Origin of the sequence: Salinicoccus luteus DSM 17002, assembly GCF_000712035.1 — a bacterium.
GTDB lineage: Bacteria > Bacillota > Bacilli > Staphylococcales > Salinicoccaceae > Salinicoccus > Salinicoccus luteus.
Map to the genome: position 1 here is coordinate 32236 of NZ_JONV01000010.1, position 21186 is coordinate 53421.

The following is a 21186-nucleotide window of genomic DNA, read 5'->3' on the forward strand; positions in this document are numbered from 1 at the left end:
TTACACAAGGGTTACGACTTGTGAATATCCAGAAAAAGGAGCCGAGCACATGAGATGTGGTACAGAATGCTTCATTGTGACATTCGAAAAAGACGGTGCCGATTATACCAGGGAGGCCCGGGCAAAGTCGCAGATCGAAGCGCGCAGGATGGTAAGCAGCAAATATGGTCCGGACAGCCGAATCAAAAAAATAGTGAAAAAGTACAAATAAAGGTTTGCAATTCATACACTTTTAGTGTAGTATGCAAAACTATAGTATATTTCTTAAATATTCGGAAAATATTGAAATGTACTATAAATTAAGTGTATACAAAATACGGAGGCGAACTATTTAACATGTCCAAACTTTGGAATGATGTGGACGCGTACTTTACTTCCCAGCTGAATGCTGATGATGAGGTAATTACGGGAATTCTCGAAAACGAAGAAGAAAGAACCGAAGCGACGAGTGGCCAAGGAAAGTTTCTTCAGTTATTGGCGAGAATCAAAGGTGCAAAAACGGTGTTGGAAATAGGCACATTGAGTGGCTACAGTACATTATGGCTGGGTAAGGCACTGCCGGAAGATGGCAGGATGGCCACCATCGAGTCCAACCCTGAATATGCAAAAACAGCGTTCGAGCACATTATGGCTGCTGAACTGGATGACAAGGTTGAAGTCATCGAGGCGCCGGCGGAAAATACATTGCCGAAATTGCTTGAGAGAGGATATCCACGCTTTGATTTCATCTATATCAATGCAAATCAGCAGCATTATCCGGATTACCTTGAAGCGGCAATCAACATGGCCAAGAGCGGCTCGGTCATCGTAACGGAACGTAAGATCATGGAATCGTTTGAAGAGGAAGAGGCGAAATGCCCCAAAATGCAGCGTTTCCTGCAGATTCTTACAGAACATCCCCGTGTAGATGCGACAGCAGTTCAGACAGTAGGCAGCAGAGGACACGACGGGTTCGTCATGGCAGTATTGGATTAACCGAAAAGTATACAAATTAAAAAGCTCAGTATCAACCTACTAAAGTGGATTGATACTGAGCTTTTTATTGGCGCTCTTATCGGCGGGTGGCCGTTATGGTAGAGTATAATAAAACTGTAAAGAAGGGGATACGATGCTGACGCGTTTCAACGCTTTCATTCAAAAATGGATTGCGGTCCTCACGCCGCTCAGTCTCATCATCGGGGTGGTGCTCGGCGAAGTCGGGACGCACTTCCTCTTTCTGATTCCATGGTTTTTTGCCTTCATGACCTTCACAGGGGCGCTGGGCATGGATTTCAAGGACTTCAAAATGGTCGCAAAATATCCGAAGGCGATACTGCTGAGCATTCTGTTCTTGCATATCCTGATGCCCCTGTGGGGATATATGCTGTCGACTATCCTGCTGGATGATTCCCTTCTGACCGTCGGATTCACACTGGCGGTGGCGGTACCGACAGGTGTGACTTCAGTCATATGGGTAACCATCACCCGAGGCAATCTGCCGCTTGCACTCTCCATCATTCTGCTGGATACACTGCTCGCCCCGCTGATACTGCCGCTCATACTTGTAGCAGTTGCAGGCACAGCCGTTACCATCGATTCCGGGGCCCTGATCATGGGATTGCTGTGGATGATCGTATTGCCGACCCTGGCCGGCATCATGATGAACGAAGTGACACGCGGCAGTGTGAAGGACACATTGGGAAGGCAACTGGCACCTTTTTCAAAAATAAGCCTGCTGCTCATCATCATGATCAACGGCAGTGTCATCGCCCCCTATCTTCAGGAATTTTCATGGGAAATCGTCGGCATACTGCTCCTTGTCCTGTTCATTACTTTATCTGCGTATGCCTTCGCACTGGCTACCGGACACTACCTGCTGAAGGAACCATCCATCGTTACGACCTTCACCTATAATGTGGGGATGAGGAATATTTCGGTAGGGGTGGTCATCGCCACTGCCTATTTTCCGCCGAAAGTCGCGATGCCGGTGGTGTTCTGCATGCTTTTCCAGCAGCTGATCGCCTCCTTCGCGAGCAAAGCGATGATTCGGTATCAGGCGTATAGAAACTATTGAAGCCAGACAGTCGGCGTTGAGCTGTCTTTAATTTTTACAATGACACCTACATAAATAGTGCGAGAACGGGTATAGGAAAATATTGAAGTTTTATCATTTTATGAGGAGGCTACATATGGAGCGATTCAAAGCATTGGTCGTCGACCAGGTCGACGAAGAAACAGTGATGGATATTAAGGAAATCGGTATGGATGATTTGTCTGATGGGGAAGTGACGATTAAAGTTGCCTATTCAAGCGTCAACTATAAAGATGGTATGGTGGCGGTGACAGGCAGCATCGCTGAAACATTCCCGCTGGTTCCGGGCATCGACCTTGCTGGAACGGTGATCTCTTCTGAAGACGAGCGTTTCAAGGAAGGGGATGAAGTGATTGCCACCAGCTACTATATCGGCACACGGCATAGCGGTGGTTTCAGTGAAGTCGCGAGAATTCCTGCGGAATGGGTCGTGACACTGCCGGAAGGACTGACGCTGAAGGAAGCGATGGAGCTTGGCACTGCAGGGTTCACGGCTGCGTTGTGCATCCAGAGGCTGGAAGAGAATGGGCTCGAACCTGGCCCGGGCAAAGTGCTCGTCGATGGAGCGAGCGGTGGAGTCGGCAGCCTCGCCATCAATATGCTTTCCGACAAGGGCTACGATGTCGTCGCAAGCACAGGACGGACGGAAGAAGCGGAATACCTGAAATCCCTCGGTGCGGCCAAAGTCATCCATCGTGATGAAGTGACCGACACGGACGGGAAGTCGACCAGAAAGCGGCAATGGAAGGCGGCAATCGACCCGGTGGGAGGTAAAACCCTGCAGTATATCCTGAGCAGCCTCGATTATGGCGGTTCAGTCGCGACTTGCGGGCTGGCCGGCGGCATCGAAGTGGAGACGACGGTACTGCCCTTCATTTCCCGGGCAATAAACTGGCTCGGCATCGATTCCGTCAAATATCCGATGGAACGCAGGGTGAAAGTATGGGAAAGCTTGGCAGGGGACATGAAACCTTCTGCACTGGAAACCCATATCTCCCATGAAGTATCGCTCGAAGAACTGCCGGACACTTTGCGAGATATTCTTAAAGGCCGCGTCCGTGGCCGTATCATCGTCAAATTCCAATAAAAAGATCCCTTCATCCAATCTGTTCATGGATGAAGGGATTTTCTTTTATTTGGCGTAAGCCTCTTCTTCAAGTACTTTAATCTGGGCATTCACTTCGTCTGCCGACAGATCATTTTCGATGACATATCTGTTTCTTGGATGCTTTGTGCATTCCAGGGAGCAGCCGCCAAGGTGCTTCGCTTCGTTTTCTTCGGAGGCGAGGATCTGGTCGTTGCACTCGGGATTTGCACAGTTGATATAACGTTCACATGGAGTGCCATCGAAATGGTCGCGGCCGACGATATTATGCTCCACCTGGTTCACAGGTACAGTCAGTCTTTCATCAAAGACATACATCATGCCGTCCCAGTGCTGTCCTTTGACCTCGGGGTCTTTACTGTATGTTGCGATGCCGCCATGGAGTTGACCGACATCGTCGAATCCTTCCCGCTTCAGCCAGCCTGAGAACTTTTCACAGCGGATGCCGCCAGTGCAGTATGTCAGGATGCGCTTGCCCTCAAGCATTTCACGGTTCTCCTTGACCCATTCCGGCAGTTCACGGAATGCCTCGACATCCGGACGGATGGCGCCACGGAAATGGCCGACATCATATTCATAGGTGTTTCTTGCATCCAGGACGATTGTATTTTCATCCTGCATCTGTTCATAGAAATCTTTCGGGTCAAGATACTCGCCTGTCAGTTCGCGCGGATCGATATCATCCTCGAGGCTGAGGTTGACGAGTTCCGGACGCGGACGTACATGCATCTTTTTGAAGGCATGGCCTTCCGAGGCGTCGATCTTGAACACGATGCCATCGAACAGGGGATGGCGCTTCATGTATTCCATATACTTTTCGGTATCTTCCACAGTTCCTGAGACGGTACCGTTTATACCTTCATTGGCGACGAGAATGCGTCCTTTGAGGTTCATTCCTTTGCACAGATCAAGATGCTCCTCTGAGAATGCTTCGGGATCTTCAATGTCTGTGTAGTAGTAATAGAGTAAAACTTGATATTTCATTGTCTTTTCCACCTATCAATTATATTTGCAGGATATACCTGATAGCTGCATGGAATAAAAGTCCTTTCATGCAATTGTTTATTATATCAATTAAACAATGCATTTGAAAGGACTTTTTACACCTGTCAAAAATTATTCAATTCGTTCGGACTACAGACCTTCAGCACCTCCCGGGCGTGGCGAGTCGGCTGCACCGTAGAGTTTGTGTCCGTTCGTCTGGTCGATCATGATTGCCTGTACATCCCCGAGGCGCGTATCCGCAGTTTCTTTCCGGTACGACTGATCGAAGTCATAACCCAGCTTCTCCAGTGCCTCCAGCACCTCTTTTTCAAGGCCATCCTCCCACTGGGTAGCGAGATCGCGTGTCACATATATTCTCGGCTCCTTAATCGCCTCATCCAGTGACATGTTGTAGTCTATGATGTTTATGATGGTTTGGGCGACGGAGGCAACAATCGTCTGGGCCCCCGGGGAACCGAGTGTAAAGAACGGTTGCCCTTCATGGAACAGTATCGTCGGACATTTTGAGCTTGTCGGATACTTGTGTCCATTCGGTCCGTTGACCTTGTCGGGTTCTGTTTCGAAATCGGTCAAGTCGTTGTTCATGAGGAAGCCGTGATCCGGTACCATGATGCCGGATCCAAAAATGCGCTCTATGGAAGAGGTGCAGGCTGCAACATTGCCCCACTGATCCACGGCAGTGAAGTGCGTCGTTTCCATTCCTTCATTGTCCGCGTACCTGTCAGTTTCAATCGTGCCGTCCCTGCCCGGCTGGTACTTCCAAGGATCACCTGCTTCGTATTCTTTTGCTTCATTCTCTTCCGATATCAACTTGATGCGTTCTTTAATATAGTCCTCATTCAGCAGTCCATCCATTGGCAGTTCATGGAAATCGGCATCGCCGATATGGGTATTCTTATCGGCCAGGGCCAGCTGGATTGTCTGGGCGAGCAGGTGATACTTTTCTGGAGAGTGCGGGTCGTATTGTGAAATACCAAGGTTTTCCAGTATTTTCAGCTGCTGGGCAACGGCAATTCCGCCACCGCTCGGCGGCGGAGGCATGGCGATGTCGAATCCCTTATAGCGGCTCCATAAGGGTTCTTCAATTTTGACATGATAATTGATCAGATCCTGATGGGTCATGACACCGCCCTGTTCTTCTACGGCGTCCACGATGGCGTCGGCAATCTTGCCCTCATAGACGGAGTCGAACCCTTCATCCCTGATGGTCTTCAAAGTTTTGGCGAGTTCGGGCTGGGTGATGGTATCCCCTTCCCTGAGCGGTTTGCCGCCCGGCACGAATTTTTTCCGGGCTTCCTCCCCGAGGCGGTGCTCGAACAGGTCGAGTGTACGTTCCCATAGCGAATTTACACGGAAATCCGATTCGGCCAGTTCGATGGCTGGCCCAATCAATGTCTCAAGCGGCAGGGTGGCATAGTTTTCATGCAGGTGCTTGAGCCCTTTCATGATGCCGGGGACACCGACGGAACTGCCATGGGTGGACCGTTTGTCGAATGGAATGGCTTCTCCTTCTTTATCCAGGAAACAATCCGATTCAAGTTCGGCAGGCGCTCTGGAATGGGCGTTGATGACCTTCGTCTCCTCATTCTCCCTATCGTAGCATACGATGAAGCCGCCTGCGCCGATGCCGGTATTCATGCCTTCGACGACGGACAGGGCAAGCTGCACCGCAATGAGTGCATCGAATGCGTTGCCGCCCTGATCCAGCATCTGGTTGCCGGCATGGGTGGCTTCCTTGATGGCACTTGCGACCATGCCGTATCTGCCGGTGTCCCCCTTGATCTGGTTGCCTGTATCATAATATTTTTCCTGGGCCTCAAAAATCTCTTTCAGATTTGCCATTTTAAATCTCTCCTGTCCTTCTTTTGTAAATCGAGTTATAGTTTCATAACCTAAAAAGTGCGGGGATAAACACAATTTTCAGCCTGAAGGATGAGGAATAAAAGGTTCGAAGAGTGGAAATTCACCATGAAAATTGGTAAAATCATATAATTGGATATCGAATGATGAGAGGTAGATGATGAATGGACAGAAACAAAGCACTCGTTGTTTTCTCCGGCGGACAGGATAGTACGACATGCATGTTCCATGCTATGGCAAACTATGATGCAGTGGAACTGGTGACATTTGATTACGGACAGCGCCACAGTAAAGAGATTGAAGTGGCAAAGAGCATTGCAGAGGAGCAGGGGCTCAAGCATCATGTGCTTGATATGTCTCTGCTTGGCCAGCTGAGCCCGAATGCGCTGACCGAGCATGGGATGGATATTGCCCAGTCAGAGGATGAGGCCGTGCCGAATACATTTGTGCCTGCCAGAAACATGCTCTTCCTCTCCTTCGCCACCGCCCTCGGCTACCAGACAGGTGCCGGGACGATCATTACAGGTGTATGCGAGACGGACTTCAGCGGCTATCCGGACTGTCGTGATATTTTCATCAAATCGATGAATGTCACTGCGAACCTTGCGATGGACCGGAATTTCGTCATCGAAACACCTCTAATGTGGCTGGATAAGAAACAGACATGGGCACTGGCCGATGAATACGGCCAGCTCGATTATATAAGAAATAGAACATTGACGTGCTATGAGGGCGTCATTGGAGACGGGTGTGGAGAATGCCCGGCATGCAACCTGAGAAACGCAGGACTGCATGCATATCTGAACGAAAAGGAGTTGTAATGATGAGCTATAAGACACCCGAGCATGATTATAAATATGAACTCAACAAGGATCTGAACTTTTCAGCGGCACACTTTATTCCTGATGACCGTGCGGGAAAATGCAGCAAAGTCCACGGCCATACCTACTTCGTCAATATCACGATTGCCGGTGACGACCTCGATGACCTTGGATTCCTGGTCAACTTTTCATCGCTCAAATCCCTGATCAGCGATGCATTCGACCATACACTGCTCAACGAACACGAACGGTTCCAGGAGCGGCCGCCGACATCCGAGACGTTGGCGGAGACCATATATGAGATGGTGGCGGAATTTGTCGGCGGCCTGGAGAACCGGCCGGTATGCCTGCAGGTGTATCTCCAGGAGACACCGACAAGCTATGTCATCTATCGTCCCAAGGAGAGTCGGAAATAATGAAAGTGCCAGTACTTGAAATTTTCGGTCCCACATTCCAGGGGGAAGGCGCAGTCATCGGACAGAAGACCATGTTCGTCAGGACGGCGGGATGCGACTACAGCTGCAGCTGGTGTGATTCAGCATTCACCTGGGACGGCAGTCAGAAGGACAAGATCCGCATGATGACCGCCGACGACATATTGGCCACGCTGGATGACCTTGCACCGGGCAACTACAATCATGTAACGATATCCGGAGGGAACCCGGCACTGCTCAAGAATATGCAGGAGTTTGTGGAGAAGGCCAAGTCGCGTGGCATCGCGTTGGCCGTGGAAACGCAGGGAACGGTATTCCAGGGGTGGCTCGCAGAAGTCGACGATGTGACCATCAGTCCGAAACCGCCGAGTTCAGGCATGAATACCGATTTCGAAAAACTCGAAAAGGTGATGGCGGGTCTGGATGAAGGCCCCGCCCACTACAACCTCAAGGTTGTCGTCTTCGACGATAAGGATTTTGAATATGCAGCGGATGTCCACCGGAGATATCCGGATGTGGATTTCTATCTCCAGGTGGGCAACCCATACTTGGGTGATAATGTCGAAGGCCATACCTTCAAACTGCTTGAACGCTACGAGCATCTCGTCGATATGACCATGGCCGATCCACGCATGAATGATACGAAAGTGCTGCCGCAGCTGCATACGCTGCTGTGGAGCAACAAACAGGGCGTCTAAAGGCTGCAGGCATTTGACAGGAAGAGGATGCCCTTGAATTGTTATAATGTGCACAGGATATATTCATTGAAGGAGGCAGGGTTATGGAAATTGAAATCTGGTCGGACATCGGCTGTCCATTCTGTTATATAGGCAAGCGCAACTTTGAAGCGGGACTTGAACGGTTCGAGTCAAAAGATGAAGTAAATGTCGTCCATAAGAGTTTCCGCCTTGATCCGGCGGCATCCACAGAACCGGATCAGAGCATGGCTGAACTGCTGGCCAAAAAGTACGGAAAGAGCCTGGAAGAAGCAAGACAGATGAACCGGCAGGTCAGCCGGGCGGCAGAGGCTGCCGGACTCGAATTCAATATGGATGCGGTCGTACCTTCCAACACCATGGACGCCCACCGCCTGATCAAGATGGCGGAAGCGGAAGGGAAGGACGGCGAAGCACTGGATCATCTCTACCATGCATATTTCACAGAGGGCAGAAATGTCGCCCGGGCAGAGGTGATTCTGGAGATTGCACAGACCATCGGGATGGACACGACGGCAGTGGAGGAGATGCTCGGTTCGAATGACTACAAGGAAACGGTCATCTCGGAACAGAATGAAGCCACTCGGCTGGGCGCCCAAGGCGTGCCGTTCTTTGTCATCAACCGCAAATATGGTGTATCCGGTGCACAACCTCCGGAAGCCTTCCTCGAAGCGATCGAAAAGGCCCACGAGGAGGAGAAGCCGCTTGTCGACCTGGGTGGAGATGATGGTGCATCCTGTGGCAGAGACGGCTGTGAGTAGTAAAAATTCAATATAGAGGTCCCTTAGCTACCCTCTATAAAAAACTAGGACACATGAAGGGCCATGTGGCCGGAGAAGCCTCATGGCCCTTGATGTATGAAAAGGAGCAGGAATGATGAGTGAAGAAAATACACAGGATTTGAGTCTTCTGGGCAACCAGAACGTAAAGTATGATTTTGACTACAATCCGGATGTCCTCGAGACATTCGACAATAAGTATCCGGGACGGGACTATTTCGTCAAATTCAATTGTCCGGAGTTTACGACGCTATGTCCGATAACCGGTCAGCCTGATTTTGCAACACTGTATATCAGCTATATCCCGGATGTCAAAATGGTGGAAAGCAAAGCGCTGAAACTTTATCTTTTCAGCTATAGGAACCACGGGGGATTCCATGAGAGCAGCGTTAATATGATCATGGACGACCTGGTGAAGCTTATGGATCCGAAGTACATCGAAATATGGGGCAAGTTTACGCCACGTGGCGGCATCTCCATCGACCCCTACTGCAACTATGGCCGCCCTGGGACGAAGTATGAAGAAATGGCGGACTACCGCATGATGAACCATGATATGTATCCTGAAAAAGTGGATAACAGATAATTGATGGCAAAAATAAAGGAGCCCGGAAGGGCTCCTTTTCTATTCTGAAGCGGTACGGCCGGACCGATTGTAGGTGACAATCTTGTACAGATGATGGCCGGCACCATACAGGACCAGCAGTGGTGTAATGATCAGCAGCAGGAAGAAGAACAGGCCACCGAACTCACGCAAACCGAAAGTGGCAAAGAATTCCTGTGTAGCGACATCGGAGAGCGGCGGGTAGAATATATATACATAGATGAACCCGATTACTGCAAGTGTAAACACATAGAAGATCATGTTGGTAATGTGGTAGGGCAGTGTATATTTGTCGAATTTGAACATAATTATAAAATTCCCCTTCGTATTCATTTCATCCACATTATACACTATAATATGGATATGAGAAAATAGAAAATGGTGAATTATAGAAAAACTAGGAGGTTCTTTATGGGTATCAGAAAAGCAGTGCATGAAGATCTGGAAAGAGTCATGGAGATAAAGGAAAAGGTGGTCCCGCTGATGGTTGGTGCGGGAAATACACAATGGAGTGAGGCCTATCCCAATCAGAACCGCTTCAGCAGGGATGTGGAAGCGGGGTCATTATATGTATATGAAGAGGACGGCGCCCTGGATGGTTTCGTCGTCGTGGATGACGACCATCCTGAGCAGTATGACAGAATAGACTGGGAAGTGCCGCGGACGGAAAGCAAGGCGATGCACCGTATGGCAGTGGACCCTTCAAGGCAGGGGCGGGGCATTGCCCGCAAAATGATGGCGGCAGTCGAAGCGCAGCTTGAAGCGGAAGGCATCAGAGCCATCCATACGGATACTTCCCTTGAAAACGAAAGGATGCAGAAGCAGTTCGAAAAGAACGGATATACTTTCAAAGGGAAACTGCATCTGGATGATAATGACGACGACTGGTATGTCGCCTATGAAAAAGTTTTTGGGAACAGGTATTGAATGCGCATTCACAATTTGGTTTTTTTCCCGGGGTGTATAGTGTAAGATGAAGAGTGGAATTAATGAAAATAGGAGGAATTTTTAAGTGAAACTACTACTCAAGCTGATTGCCGGTATCGTTGTCGGTATCGGAATCGGTGCACTGTATTATGGTGTGGATGCATCAGGGGGAATGGAGTCGGTGCTGGCGTTTTTGGTCAGGCTGCTGCTTACTTTGGAATCTATTCTGGGAAGCTTCATATTCTTCATGATTCCATTGATCATCCTTTTCTTCATCGCCAACGGAATTTCAAGGATTGGAGCAGGGTCCGGCAAGGTGGTCGGGGCAACATTGGGTACAGCATACATATCAACACTCGGTGCCGGCATCCTGGCGTATCTGGTGGCAATGATGGTCATGCCGCGCATCACTGATGGGGGGAGTGTTCCTGAGGAAGGTGCAGGGCTCGAACCGTTCTTCGAATTTGAAATCGCACCGCTCATGGACATCCTCACAGCGCTTGTTCTGGCATTTGCTTTCGGGATTGTCATTACACTTACGAAGTCGGAACTCATGCAGAGATGGTTCGAAGAAGGGAAGAACATCGTTGAGTTCCTGATCGAAAAGGTCGTCATTCCAATCCTTCCTTTCTACATCGCAGGTGTATTCGCAGGAATGGCATCACAGGGGACGGTATTTGACACGCTTGCTGTATTCGGTGTTGTGCTTCTTGTGGCGATACTGCTCCACTGGGTTTGGATTACCATACAGTATACGATAGCCGGTGCATTAATCGGGAAGAATCCATTAAAGATGGTGAAGACGATGATGCCCGCCTACTTTACAGCATTGGGTACGATGAGCAGTGCTGCAACGATACCTGTCACACTGAGACAGACGAAGGAGAACGGTATCCGCAACAGGATTGCAGACTTCGTCATTCCATTGTGTGCAAATATCCACCTTTCGGGAAGTACAATCACAATCGTCAGCTGTTCCATTGCAGTCATGTCGGTACTGCCGGACTATGAACTCCCAGGCTTCTTCACGATGCTTGGAACAATCATGCTGCTTGGGGTTGTAATGATTGCGGCACCGGGCGTACCCGGAGGGGCCATCATGGCAGCAAGCGGTGTACTTATGACGAATCTTGGCTTCACTGAAGCGGCCGTTGCATTCATGATTGCCCTGTACATGGCTCAGGACAGCTTCGGTACTGCGGCAAACATCACAGGAGATGGTGCAGTCAGCGGCATCATCGATGCGTACGAACAGAAATTGAATAGATGACGTGAAAAAGACCGCTATTTGCGGTCTTTTGTTATTTCCTTAATGAAGATGACGGTGGGGAGAACGATGCCCAGAAATCCTTCAAATATGGATATGAAACGTATGGGGCCCACGGGCACCAGGTCTCCATACCCTATTGACAGGAGTGTAACCCCACTGTAGTAGAGGATCTGCATGAATGTATAGTCAGTGATCAGTTCCCCCGTGTGTCCCACTTTAAGAATGGGGGTATAGACAGAAGAAATGTAATATATTACAGCAAATATGAGCATGGTGGAGAGCAGTACAGTGAGTATGTACAGATAGAGCGGCCACTGGAGAGAAAACTTATGGGTATCCTTCATATCGCCCTTCTTCTTGACGAATGCGCCCAGCTGAAACAATATAAGAACAACAAGAATGCCTAGAAAAGCTTGAGTCATCGAATTCCCCCAAAATCAAAAAGTTGTTTATAATGGTATGTAAGATAAATAAGAAAAAAGGACATGAGTCATGAACAAATTTCTCTACCTCATAATCATCATATGTTTTCTGGATCTGTTTGTCCAGCTGCCGATCATCACCCCATTCGCGCTGTCTCTAGGTGCTGATGAATATACGGCAGGAATCATAGTAGCAATATATTCCCTGTTCAACATGGTGGGAAACGTTTTTGGCGGATTTTTCTCTGATAAATTTGGACGGAAGAACATGCTGCTGCTGGGCATGGGTCTGCAGGTGATCATCCTGCTCACCTACACTATAGTTCCTTCGGTGGGTCTGTTGATCCTCATCCGTGTGGTGCATGGATTTTCAAGCGGATTGCTGACACCTGCCGCATTCAGCCTGGTGGCAGATATATCCAAAAAGAAAGCCATTGGCCGGTCGATGGCCCTGACGGGCGTCTCCATCGGTACAGCAGCAGTCCTCGGTCCTGCACTTGGTGGCATAGTGTCGAGCCGGACAAGTTACGAGATGGTCTATTTCGTCATGTCGGGCATATTCATCTTTGGAATCCTGCTGATCCTCCTGACAGTCAAGGAGAGCACGACAGAGCAGAGCCGGGAGATTCATTATGCGACGAACTATGGACAGATCATTACCCGTCCATCTCTGATTGTTGCCTATATATCGGCCTTTACACTGATGGTCTCAAACGGGTCCCTAGCATTTGGACTACCATTGAAAGTGGCGGCGGTCGGACTGTCCGACCAGACGACTGGAGCCATGCTGAGTGTCTTCGGAATCGTGGCCATCCTTGTCTTTGCCACGCCAACCAACCGAATCTATACGAAATATAGTCCGGTCGCTCTCGTCTCCACAGGAATATTCATTGTGGGGACAGCGATGATCTTCCTGCACTTCGTGCCTGTAGTCTCTCTCATCTATACGGCGATGGTCATTTACGGAATTGGGTTCAGCTTCATCTTTCCATCCATGAACAAGATCATCGGCCAGAATACGGAGATGCATGAGAGGGGGAAGGCAAATGGAATATTCTATTCCTTTTTCTCACTCGGATCTGTGGCGGGATCCTATCTTTCCGGGATATTCGCTACGTATTTCGAGACCCCCTTCCTATTCATCGGATTAATACTCCTAATGCTGCTTGCCGCAATATATGCTGCACATAAAAAGAGTGGATTCAAGGAGTCATTTTAGGGAAATAAGTTGTCTAGGGAAGTGATAAAGTGAAAAATGTCCTATTAATGGGTGTGAACGGCAGAATCGGACAGAATCTCTACAGGGAATTAAAGGACTCCTTCAATCTGTATGCATTCTCGAGTGCCAACCAGGATGATAAAAATCTGGATATCACTTTTCTGAAAAAGGATCTGTTCATACTTCCGGAAGTGGAGGAGGCCTTAAGGGGAATCGATATTGTAATATTCTTCGAGGATCCGATTATGAGGCTCAACCGGCAGACACAGGGCAGATTTGAGGACCTGTATATACTTTTGGCTGATAATATTGCCCGGGCATCCCAGATCAGGGAGGTCGAACAGATTATATTTGTTGCGGATGAAGTCAGCAGCGAATATACAGCCGAGGTGCTTGGCGCCTACGGTACAGAAGTCAGGATCACCCAGACGCCCATCAGGAGATACGGAAAAACCCTCTCATATAAAGCTTCCGACTACAACAGCGTCAGAAGTGTGCAGAGGGCTCCGCTTCCAGCTGGATGGCACATCAAGGATGTCGGCAAATACTATTTTGAATGGTTGAATGATATCCTTTATGATCTGATTAATGTTGAATATGACAGCCATCTCATAAAAATACGATTTGCCAGGATGGATACGCCTGCACTGATTGTGGAATACGATGCAAAAAGAAGCTACAATGGCGTTGAAATCTACAGGATACAAGGAGGCGGCCTGTCAAAGCGGATGTCGAACAAGACGCCCCGTCTGGAGTTCAGGGAACTCCCGGGCCGTGAAGAATTCATCATGGCGCTCCATGACTTTGAGCCGAAATCCCCTTGGTCCGTATATCTGCTCACCCAAGCGCCGCTGTATACACTGGTGAACCGGATATACCAGGTGGAGATGACCATAAATAATGAAGCGCCGGGGTCACATAACCGTCCGTTCAACGGAGAATAGAAAAAGAGCGCAGCATACCATTGGTATGCTGCGCTCTTTTGTGGTTTGATCCTCTATTAGTGGATGAAGTTGTGGCCTGAAACTTGGGAAGAGCTGATTGTCCTGAAGGATTTGACGCCCTTGCCGCTGCCGAAGTTCATTTCGGAAACGAGGATGGATCCGTCAGAGTTGATCCTTTCAACAACTGCTACGTGGCCAAGGCCCCAGGCGAAGTTGGTCCATGCATTTGCCTGCATGATTGCACCAACGGATGGAGAGTTGTTCACTTTGTAGCCTGCACTTCTTGCTTTGTTGTCCCAGTCATATGCATTGCCCCAGTTGTTGCCTACCGGTTTGCCGAGCTGCTGGCGGCGTTCGAATACATACCATGTGCAGTCTCCCCAGTAGTAGTAGTTCTTGCCGTAGGATACATTCGTTGGTGCCGGCGCAGAAACATTTTGTGTTACTGAGCTGCTGCTTTCAGAAGCGCTTGAGTTGGTTGAAGCACTTGAGCTGTCAGAAGAACTAGCCGTACCGGAGACTTTCAGCGACTGTCCCGGGTAGATGACTGTGGATGACAGGTTGTTGAGGTTCATGATGTTCCTGTATGTAGTACCATGAGCTGAAGCGATTCTGCTCAGCGTGTCACCGGATTTTACTGTATAGGATCCAGTCGAAGCGCTTGAAGAACTGCTTGAACTTGAAGAACTGCTTGAGCTGGAAGAGCTGCTCGAGTTGGAAGACTTGTCAGAAGAGCTGGAAGAGCTTCCGCTTACAGACAGTTTCTGTCCTGGATAGATGATATGTGAAGAAATGTTATTGATATTCATCAATGTTCTGTAGTTCATGCCGTGTGCTCTAGCAATTTTGCTCAGCGTATCACCGGATTTGACCGTGTATGTACCGCTTTTGGAGCTGGAAGCACTGCTTGAGCTTGAAGAACTGTTTGAGCTTGAACTGCTTGAAGCACTGCTGCTTGAGCTGCTTCCGCTAGTTTTGAGGCTCTGGTTTACATAGATCATATCAGAAGACAGATTGTTCCAGGATTTGAGCTGGGATACGGATACGCTGTTCTGATTTGCTATTTTCCAAAGTGTGTCTCCACTTTGTACTTTATAGGATGATGCTTCCGCTTGGTCTGAAAGACCGTATGTAGTAAGGGCTGCTGTTGCCGTCAAAGCAGTAATGACTTTTTTCATAAGTGAGTCGATCCTCCTGAGTTGTGTTTGTAAGTATATATATGATTTATGTTAAGTTCAATGTTGGCTGTCTGTGTTTACAAAACATATCTTAGCAAACTAATGACGAAAAAAGGGCGATGTAATACAACTGTAATATAATTAAAACATTACTAATACATTCTGGAGGCTTATGTAATGGAACGATAACCTGCTCTGGTTGTTTTAGGCGATCTGGGGTATAGACACTGTATTAATACAAAGTAAATGGAGGGTATTCGAATGGCGGACCGTCATGACTATAGATTGGTATGGCTTTATTTTCTTTACTACTGGGTGATTTTCGGCATAGGGACATACTTCGGCCAGTATCTGCCCGAGGAATGGCGGCCGACTGCTTCGATGGTGCTGTTCGGCCTGCTGATGCTTTCACTTTTCGTCAGGGGGTTCAACCATAGCGGGCCGATCATAAGTCATCTCTATGCCTTTCTGGTCGGCCTGGTATCATTCGGCCTGTTCGAGTCATTCATAGCGGATTTCGGGGCGGATATATTCTACCGTATAGTACTCCTTGGAATCATCGTATTCGTCTTCTTCGGATTCATAGGCTACTTCTTCCTGAGGGACATCACCCACTGGGGGAAGTACCTGTTCGTTGCATTGCTCATACTCATCTTCGCCTCCCTGCTCAACTTCTTCATCAACTTGCCGTATATGACACTGGTGATTACGATAGTGGGTCTCGTGCTCTACATCCTCTTTACGATGTATGACTTCAACCGTATGAAGAACAAGAAATTCAGGCCGAGGGAAATGGGGTTCAACCTCTTCATCAACCTTCTGATCATCATCAAGAGGTTGCTCAGGCTCTACCAATACATTAACAATAGGCGATGAATGTTATAAAATGATATATTAAAGGATATAAACCAGCTAAAAAGGAAGATGACCAATGGGACGCAAATGGAACAATATCAAAGAGAAGAAAGCACAGAAGGATAAGGATACGAGCCGGGTCAATGCGAAATTCGGACGGGAGATATATGTCGCCGCCAAGAAGGGGGAACCGAATCCCGAGAGCAATCAGGCATTGAAGGCTGTACTGGACCGGGCAAAGACCTATTCTGTGCCGAAGCATATCATCGATAAGGCGATTGATAAGGCCAAGGGCAGTGACGATGAAGCATTCGACGAGCTTCGCTATGAAGGGTTCGGTCCCGAAGGTTCCATGATCATTGTGGATGCACTGACGAACAATGTGAACCGCACCGCTTCAGACGTACGTGCCGCTTTCGGTAAAAATGGCGGCAATATGGGTGTCAGTGGTGCGGTAAGCTACATGTTCGATGCCAAATCGGTTTTTGTGTTCACAGGCTTTGATCCCGAGGAAACGATGATGGACTTGATGGAGAAGGATTTGGATGTGGAGGATGTAACGGAGGAGAACGGCTTTACAGTCGTCTATGGCCCGCCGCAGGCCTTCCATGAAATCAAGGAAGCACTCGATGAGATGGGTGTGGAAGACTACGAAGTCGCTGAACAGACGATGATTGCACAGAATGAGGTATCATTGGAAGAGGAGTCCCAGGAACAGTTTGAAAAGTTGATTGAGGCACTGGATGATCTTGAGGATGTCTCAAACATCTACCACAATGTCAACCTGGGCGAATAATCAAAGGGGGATAACAGCATGGATTTCGGATATGAAGGAAAGGTAGCAGTCATTACAGGCAGCAGCAAGGGCATTGGACGCAAGACGGCCGAGCAGATGGTGAAGCTCGGGGCGAAAGTCATGCTTGTTGCGAGAGGTGAAGCGGGGCTGAAGGAAGCCAGGGAGGAGATTTCCCGGTTCGGAGAAGTCGACTATGTCGTTGCGGATGTGAAGGATGATGCATCGGCATCACAGATCATCGAACAGACGGTTGAAAGGTTCGGCCGGCTGGATGTGCTCATCAACAATGCCGGCGGCTCCTTCGCAAAACCATTCGAAGAAGTGTCGGTTTCCGACTGGGAGCAGGATCTTGATCTCAAACTGATGGCTGCGGTCAGGATATCGAACGCCGCACTGCCGCATTTGAAAGAGCGGGGCGGAGCGATACTCAACCTCACTGCGGTCCTCGGCAAGACGCCGCCCGCCTCCTCACTGCCGACGACGGTGTCGCGTGCGGCAGGCATGGCGATGACGAAAGCGATGAGCAAGGACCTCGGGAAGTACGGTATCCGGGTGAACACGGTATGTATCGGACTCATCAGAAGCGAGCAGATAGAGGAAAGATGGAAGAATGAAGAGCCGGGATTGACGTGGGATGAATATTCAAGACTCGACAAGCATAATATTCCGCTCGGCAGGATCGGGGACACGGAAGAAGCGGCCAATGTCATCACCTTCCTCTGTTCTGACCTCGCTTCATATGTCAGCGGGGATGCTGTCAATATAGATGGTGGCGCCGGTCACGCGCTCTGATTTTTCAACGCCTTCGGGCGTTTTTTTTGTTGCCTTTTAACCACACTAACTGTATTATTATAATTAATACAGTAGGGAGGAGGCAGTCTGGTGATCAATTTGGATCTTAAAAGCCGTATGCCCATATACGAACAGCTTGTCGATAGAGTAAAGCAGCTCATCATACAGGGCGTCATAAAGCCGGATGAGAAGCTTCCTTCAGTCAGAAGTCTAGCGCAGGAATTGACGATCAACCCGAACACGATTCAGAAGGCCTACCGTGAACTGGAGAGGGAAGGGTATATATATTCCCTTCCCGGCAAGGGCAGTTTCGTCGGGAAGATGGGGGACCAGGAAAATGACAGGAAGATCGAGTCGCTCACCCGTAATTTTGAACAGGTGACCAGTGAACTGCTCTATCTTGGCGCATCCAAGAGGCAGCTCATCAAGCTGATTGAACAATTGGAAGAGGAAAGGGGAAAAGAAGATGAATCTCGAGACTAGGCAGCTGGACAAGGCATTCAGCAGACAGAAGGCGGTCGACACCGTTACATTGACCGTCACTTCAGGGACCATCCATGGCCTTCTCGGCTCCAATGGCGCAGGCAAGACCACCTTCATGAAACTGCTCAGCGGCATATATAAGCCGGATGCGGGAGAGGTGCTGTATGATGGTGTCCCCGTGTTTGAGAATCCTGACATCAAGGATGATGTACTGTTCATCAATGACATCCCCTATTTTTTCAATGGTGCCACGCTGGAGTCCATGGCACGCTTCTACAGATCGATGTATCCCAGATGGTCGACCAGCCGTTTTGAACAGCTTTCAAAACATTTCAACCTTGATGTGAAAAAGCCGCTTTCACAGCTCTCCAAAGGAATGAAAAGGCAGGCATCGTTTGTTCTGGCCTTTTCTGCACGGCCGAAGGTTCTGCTGCTGGATGAGCCGTTTGACGGGCTTGACCCGATCATTCGCCGCCAGGTGAAGAACATCATGATGCAGGACATCGCGAACCATGAAATGACGGTCATCGCCTCCAGTCATAACTTGAGGGAAATGGAGGACCTGTGCGATTCCGTCTCCATCATGCATCAGGGGAAGCTTCTGTTCCATCGCGACCTGAACGAGGTCAAAGGCTCCCACTGCAAGCTGCAGATCGCCTTTGATACCCTTCCGGATGAACGCTTCTACAGGGAGATGGGCGTCGTCCATCGCGAAGTGAAGGGACGGGTCATCACGTGCATCATCAAAGGGGATATGAAACACATTGAAGAGAAGGTGACGAAATATCACCCGTTGATGTACGATATCCTGCCTTTGTCACTGGAAGAGATATTCGCTTATGAAATGGGGGAAAAAGGCTATGAAATCAGCAACATCATTGTTGAATAGGACACTGCTCAATCATTTTACAGGATCGGTATTCTGGCTTTCCATACTGTTTCTTATCGGAAATATACTGATTCAACCTTTGGCGCTGTGGATAAATTCAACCAATATCCGAATGAGGAGTGATCGTTTTATCCCTGATAACCCTCTGGATATGATGGGTGGTTTTCAGTTGGCTGGTGGCATGGTCTATGTCATATTCTTGACAGTCTTTTTATTTAGTTATAAGAACAAGGAAAGCTCGCTCGATTTCATGCATGCTCTACCCATCAGAAGGGAACGTCTGTTGAGTCATGCACTGGTTGCCGGACTTATATATATTGCCGTCCCGCTGGCTATTACAGCCATCATTCTATTTTTCGAACGGTATTTCCTGGCATTCAACATCAGCACTATGGATATCATCGAGTGGTTCTTCTACTCCCTTTTTGTACTGTTCGTCGTCTTCGCATTTTCCGTATTCTCGGGTTTTCTAGTTAATAGTGGTTTTGTCCACTTGCAACTCGTAATAATTATATTCTTTTTGCCGGTAATATTTTGGGGATTGAATGTCACAGTTGCCGATACGCTTTTCGAAGGGGTGAGTACCACATCCTCCACCGGGAATGGAAATGATCTTTTAAGTGTGGTCGTAAACAATACCTTTCCGATATTTGCCGTGCAGCAGATGATGGACGGAGTAATTTTATGGAAAACGATCGTTTGGTTGATACTTGCGCTGGTATTTATCATGTTATCTTATTTTCTATATGGCAGAAACAGGAATGAAAATGTGCATTCTACGTTCAACCATTTATGGGTACGCAACATGCTGGTGGCGTTCCTGTCCATATCCGGCATGCTCATCGTCGGTCTGATCATCTCATTCACACTGCCGGATGGTTTGTTCATCTTCGTTCTGTCATTCCTTATTGGTACAACTTTTGCTTATATAGTCGTGGAGATGTCATTTCAGGGGACTGTACGCATACAGCGTGAGAAGGGGTCTCTCATCACTACCACCATCGCACTCATCATCTTCTGGATCATTTTCATCGTCGGATGGAATCAATATGTTTCTTATGTTCCGGATGAAGCAGAGATCGAGGGTGTAAGCCTGAACAGTTCATGGAACAGTAGTTACAGCAGCTATGGGGGCAGCGGTGGACAGATGAAGGAAGAATATTTGTATATCAGTGACACAGAAGTAATTGAAGAAGCAACCCAGCTTCATAGGGAGGCTGTAGAGGGTCCCTCTCTCAAAAACAGCATTGAAGATTCCGATTGGGTGGAGATCAGCTATAGAATGAGTGATGGGTCTCATATCAATAGAAGGTTTGATAATTTGACGGCTGGTAGTGCACCTTATCAAGATATTCTTACAAAAGTGAACAATGGTAAATATGCCAAAAATTATGATGTGCTATATAACATTGAGAGTCCTTCCGAAGTCAGACTGGTTGAAATAACTACCTCGGGAGGTTATATACCGATCGAAGAAGGAGCGGCATTCGTAGAGGAATATCAAAGGGCGGCCCATCAAATTGATGAAGGTATTCCTATATATATGGGCATCGGAAATTTTTCTCTTCTCAGTGCCAACGTTGAATTCGACAATGAATTCTACAATGGGAATGTCTCCATCTATAATCCGGTGCTGCTTAATGCTATAAATGAAGAGCAAAGCATTACAAGTTTCCTCAATGTGAGAAACAGCGAGGAGATGTTTGTGATATCGCTTGGGGAAAATGACAAAAATGAATTCTTCGAAGATTATCAGAAGATCGAACCAGAAGCTCTCATTACAAAGTATGACCTTGAGGAAGTTACTGGTGAGGAGAAGAGTGAAATACTGAATGCGATTGATCAAGGCCGATTGAATGAGAAAGGTAACAGGATTCTGATGTTCCATTCAGATGCTAAAGAATGGATAGAGCCTGGAAATGCTGCACCCACGGCTTCCCAGGAATACAATATAATTGGCATCGAATAGCCTGTAATATTTAAGACCCTTATCCCTTCACATTCTTTCCCCGATTT

The 21186-nt window shown here is 48.3% G+C and carries 24 protein-coding genes; 19 read left to right on the forward strand and 5 right to left on the reverse strand.

What is annotated here, in order from left to right; genetic code table 11:
- The first annotated feature begins 49 nt into the window (after positions 1-49).
- The 4 genes from BO53_RS13895 to BO53_RS0108180 all read left to right on the forward strand — a co-directional run bounded on the left by BO53_RS13895 (position 50) and on the right by BO53_RS0108180 (position 3158).
- A complete protein-coding gene (locus BO53_RS13895; protein WP_156956120.1) occupies positions 50-211 on the forward strand; it encodes a hypothetical protein in 162 nt (53 codons plus the stop codon).
- 125 nt (positions 212-336) lie between these two features.
- Complete coding sequence (locus tag BO53_RS0108170) at positions 337-975, forward strand: O-methyltransferase (RefSeq protein ID WP_031547167.1); 639 nt, start codon at positions 337-339, stop codon at positions 973-975.
- Positions 976-1108: 133 nt separating this feature from the next.
- Entirely contained in the window at positions 1109-2053 is a 945-nt protein-coding gene (locus BO53_RS0108175) for a bile acid:sodium symporter family protein (RefSeq protein WP_031547168.1), read from the forward strand.
- Positions 2054-2168: 115 nt separating this feature from the next.
- Complete coding sequence (locus tag BO53_RS0108180) at positions 2169-3158, forward strand: acrylyl-CoA reductase family protein (protein WP_031547169.1); 990 nt, start codon at positions 2169-2171, stop codon at positions 3156-3158.
- 45 nt (positions 3159-3203) lie between these two features.
- Here BO53_RS0108180 and trhO read toward each other — a convergent pair whose 3' ends face one another.
- Both trhO and ggt read right to left on the reverse strand, forming a co-directional pair.
- Positions 3204-4160: an oxygen-dependent tRNA uridine(34) hydroxylase TrhO gene (trhO, locus tag BO53_RS0108185; RefSeq protein ID WP_031547170.1), complete on the reverse strand. Its 957-nt coding sequence runs from the start codon at positions 4158-4160 to the stop codon at positions 3204-3206.
- Positions 4161-4310: 150 nt separating this feature from the next.
- Entirely contained in the window at positions 4311-6023 is a 1713-nt protein-coding gene (gene ggt, locus BO53_RS0108190; RefSeq protein ID WP_031547172.1) for a gamma-glutamyltransferase, read from the reverse strand.
- Positions 6024-6205: 182 nt separating this feature from the next.
- On the opposite strand from ggt, the gene queC reads away from it, so the two are divergent.
- From queC to queF, 5 genes are all read left to right on the forward strand, one after another.
- Positions 6206-6862 carry a 7-cyano-7-deazaguanine synthase QueC gene (queC, locus tag BO53_RS0108195; protein ID WP_031547175.1) on the forward strand — a complete coding sequence of 219 codons (657 nt, stop codon included), beginning with the start codon at positions 6206-6208 and terminating at the stop codon, positions 6860-6862.
- A 2-nt stretch (positions 6863-6864) separates the two neighbouring features.
- Positions 6865-7278 carry a 6-carboxytetrahydropterin synthase QueD gene (queD, locus tag BO53_RS0108200; protein ID WP_245608220.1) on the forward strand — a complete coding sequence of 138 codons (414 nt, stop codon included), beginning with the start codon at positions 6865-6867 and terminating at the stop codon, positions 7276-7278.
- Positions 7275-7994 carry a 7-carboxy-7-deazaguanine synthase QueE gene (gene queE, locus BO53_RS0108205; RefSeq protein ID WP_031547178.1) on the forward strand — a complete coding sequence of 240 codons (720 nt, stop codon included), beginning with the start codon at positions 7275-7277 and terminating at the stop codon, positions 7992-7994. Before queD ends, queE begins: the two co-directional genes overlap by 4 nt.
- An 83-nt stretch (positions 7995-8077) precedes the next feature.
- On the forward strand, positions 8078-8773 hold the full coding sequence (locus BO53_RS0108210; RefSeq protein ID WP_037342056.1) for a DsbA family oxidoreductase: 696 nt from the start codon (positions 8078-8080) through the stop codon (positions 8771-8773).
- Positions 8774-8888: 115 nt separating this feature from the next.
- Positions 8889-9377, forward strand: a complete 489-nt coding sequence (gene queF, locus BO53_RS0108215) for a preQ(1) synthase (RefSeq protein WP_031547181.1) — start codon at positions 8889-8891, stop codon at positions 9375-9377.
- Positions 9378-9416: 39 nt separating this feature from the next.
- On the opposite strand, the gene BO53_RS0108220 is transcribed toward queF, so the two are convergent.
- Positions 9417-9701 carry a hypothetical protein gene (locus tag BO53_RS0108220; RefSeq protein WP_031547183.1) on the reverse strand — a complete coding sequence of 95 codons (285 nt, stop codon included), beginning with the start codon at positions 9699-9701 and terminating at the stop codon, positions 9417-9419.
- Between the two features lie 105 nt (positions 9702-9806).
- Here BO53_RS0108220 and BO53_RS0108225 point away from each other — a divergent pair, with 105 nt between their 5' ends.
- Complete coding sequence (locus tag BO53_RS0108225; RefSeq protein WP_031547184.1) at positions 9807-10322, forward strand: GNAT family N-acetyltransferase; 516 nt, start codon at positions 9807-9809, stop codon at positions 10320-10322.
- Between the two features lie 85 nt (positions 10323-10407).
- Entirely contained in the window at positions 10408-11592 is a 1185-nt protein-coding gene (locus tag BO53_RS0108230; RefSeq protein WP_031547186.1) for a dicarboxylate/amino acid:cation symporter, read from the forward strand.
- 14 nt (positions 11593-11606) lie between these two features.
- Here BO53_RS0108230 and BO53_RS13405 read toward each other — a convergent pair whose 3' ends face one another.
- The gene (locus BO53_RS13405; RefSeq protein WP_037342058.1) at positions 11607-12014 is read right to left on the reverse strand and encodes a potassium channel family protein; all 408 of its coding nucleotides are present in this window, start codon (positions 12012-12014) and stop codon (positions 11607-11609) included.
- Positions 12015-12084: 70 nt separating this feature from the next.
- Here BO53_RS13405 and BO53_RS0108240 point away from each other — a divergent pair, with 70 nt between their 5' ends.
- Complete coding sequence (locus BO53_RS0108240) at positions 12085-13233, forward strand: MFS transporter (RefSeq protein WP_031547189.1); 1149 nt, start codon at positions 12085-12087, stop codon at positions 13231-13233.
- 29 nt (positions 13234-13262) lie between these two features.
- Positions 13263-14177 carry a Rossmann-fold NAD(P)-binding domain-containing protein gene (locus BO53_RS0108245; protein ID WP_031547190.1) on the forward strand — a complete coding sequence of 305 codons (915 nt, stop codon included), beginning with the start codon at positions 13263-13265 and terminating at the stop codon, positions 14175-14177.
- Positions 14178-14233: 56 nt separating this feature from the next.
- Here the strand turns inward: BO53_RS0108245 and BO53_RS0108250 are convergent, their stop codons facing one another.
- Positions 14234-15355 (reverse strand): LysM peptidoglycan-binding domain-containing protein, encoded by a 1122-nt coding sequence (locus tag BO53_RS0108250; RefSeq protein ID WP_031547191.1) that lies wholly within the window; start codon positions 15353-15355, stop codon positions 14234-14236.
- Positions 15356-15616: 261 nt separating this feature from the next.
- Here BO53_RS0108250 and BO53_RS0108255 point away from each other — a divergent pair, with 261 nt between their 5' ends.
- The 6 genes from BO53_RS0108255 (at position 15617) to BO53_RS0108280 (ending at position 21139) form a co-directional block, all read left to right on the forward strand.
- Entirely contained in the window at positions 15617-16231 is a 615-nt protein-coding gene (locus tag BO53_RS0108255) for a Bax inhibitor-1/YccA family protein (RefSeq protein ID WP_051683070.1), read from the forward strand.
- Positions 16232-16286: 55 nt separating this feature from the next.
- Positions 16287-17006 (forward strand): YebC/PmpR family DNA-binding transcriptional regulator, encoded by a 720-nt coding sequence (locus tag BO53_RS0108260; protein WP_031547194.1) that lies wholly within the window; start codon positions 16287-16289, stop codon positions 17004-17006.
- A gap of 18 nt (positions 17007-17024) precedes the next feature.
- A complete protein-coding gene (locus BO53_RS0108265; protein WP_031547195.1) occupies positions 17025-17798 on the forward strand; it encodes an SDR family NAD(P)-dependent oxidoreductase in 774 nt (257 codons plus the stop codon).
- Between the two features lie 90 nt (positions 17799-17888).
- Positions 17889-18281: a GntR family transcriptional regulator gene (locus BO53_RS0108270; protein ID WP_156956121.1), complete on the forward strand. Its 393-nt coding sequence runs from the start codon at positions 17889-17891 to the stop codon at positions 18279-18281.
- Entirely contained in the window at positions 18265-19170 is a 906-nt protein-coding gene (locus tag BO53_RS0108275; protein ID WP_031547197.1) for an ABC transporter ATP-binding protein, read from the forward strand. The genes BO53_RS0108270 and BO53_RS0108275 overlap by 17 nt, the downstream gene beginning before the upstream one ends.
- 169 nt (positions 19171-19339) lie before the next feature.
- On the forward strand, positions 19340-21139 hold the full coding sequence (locus BO53_RS0108280) for an ABC-2 transporter permease (RefSeq protein WP_156956122.1): 1800 nt from the start codon (positions 19340-19342) through the stop codon (positions 21137-21139).
- Positions 21140-21186 lie beyond the last annotated feature (47 nt).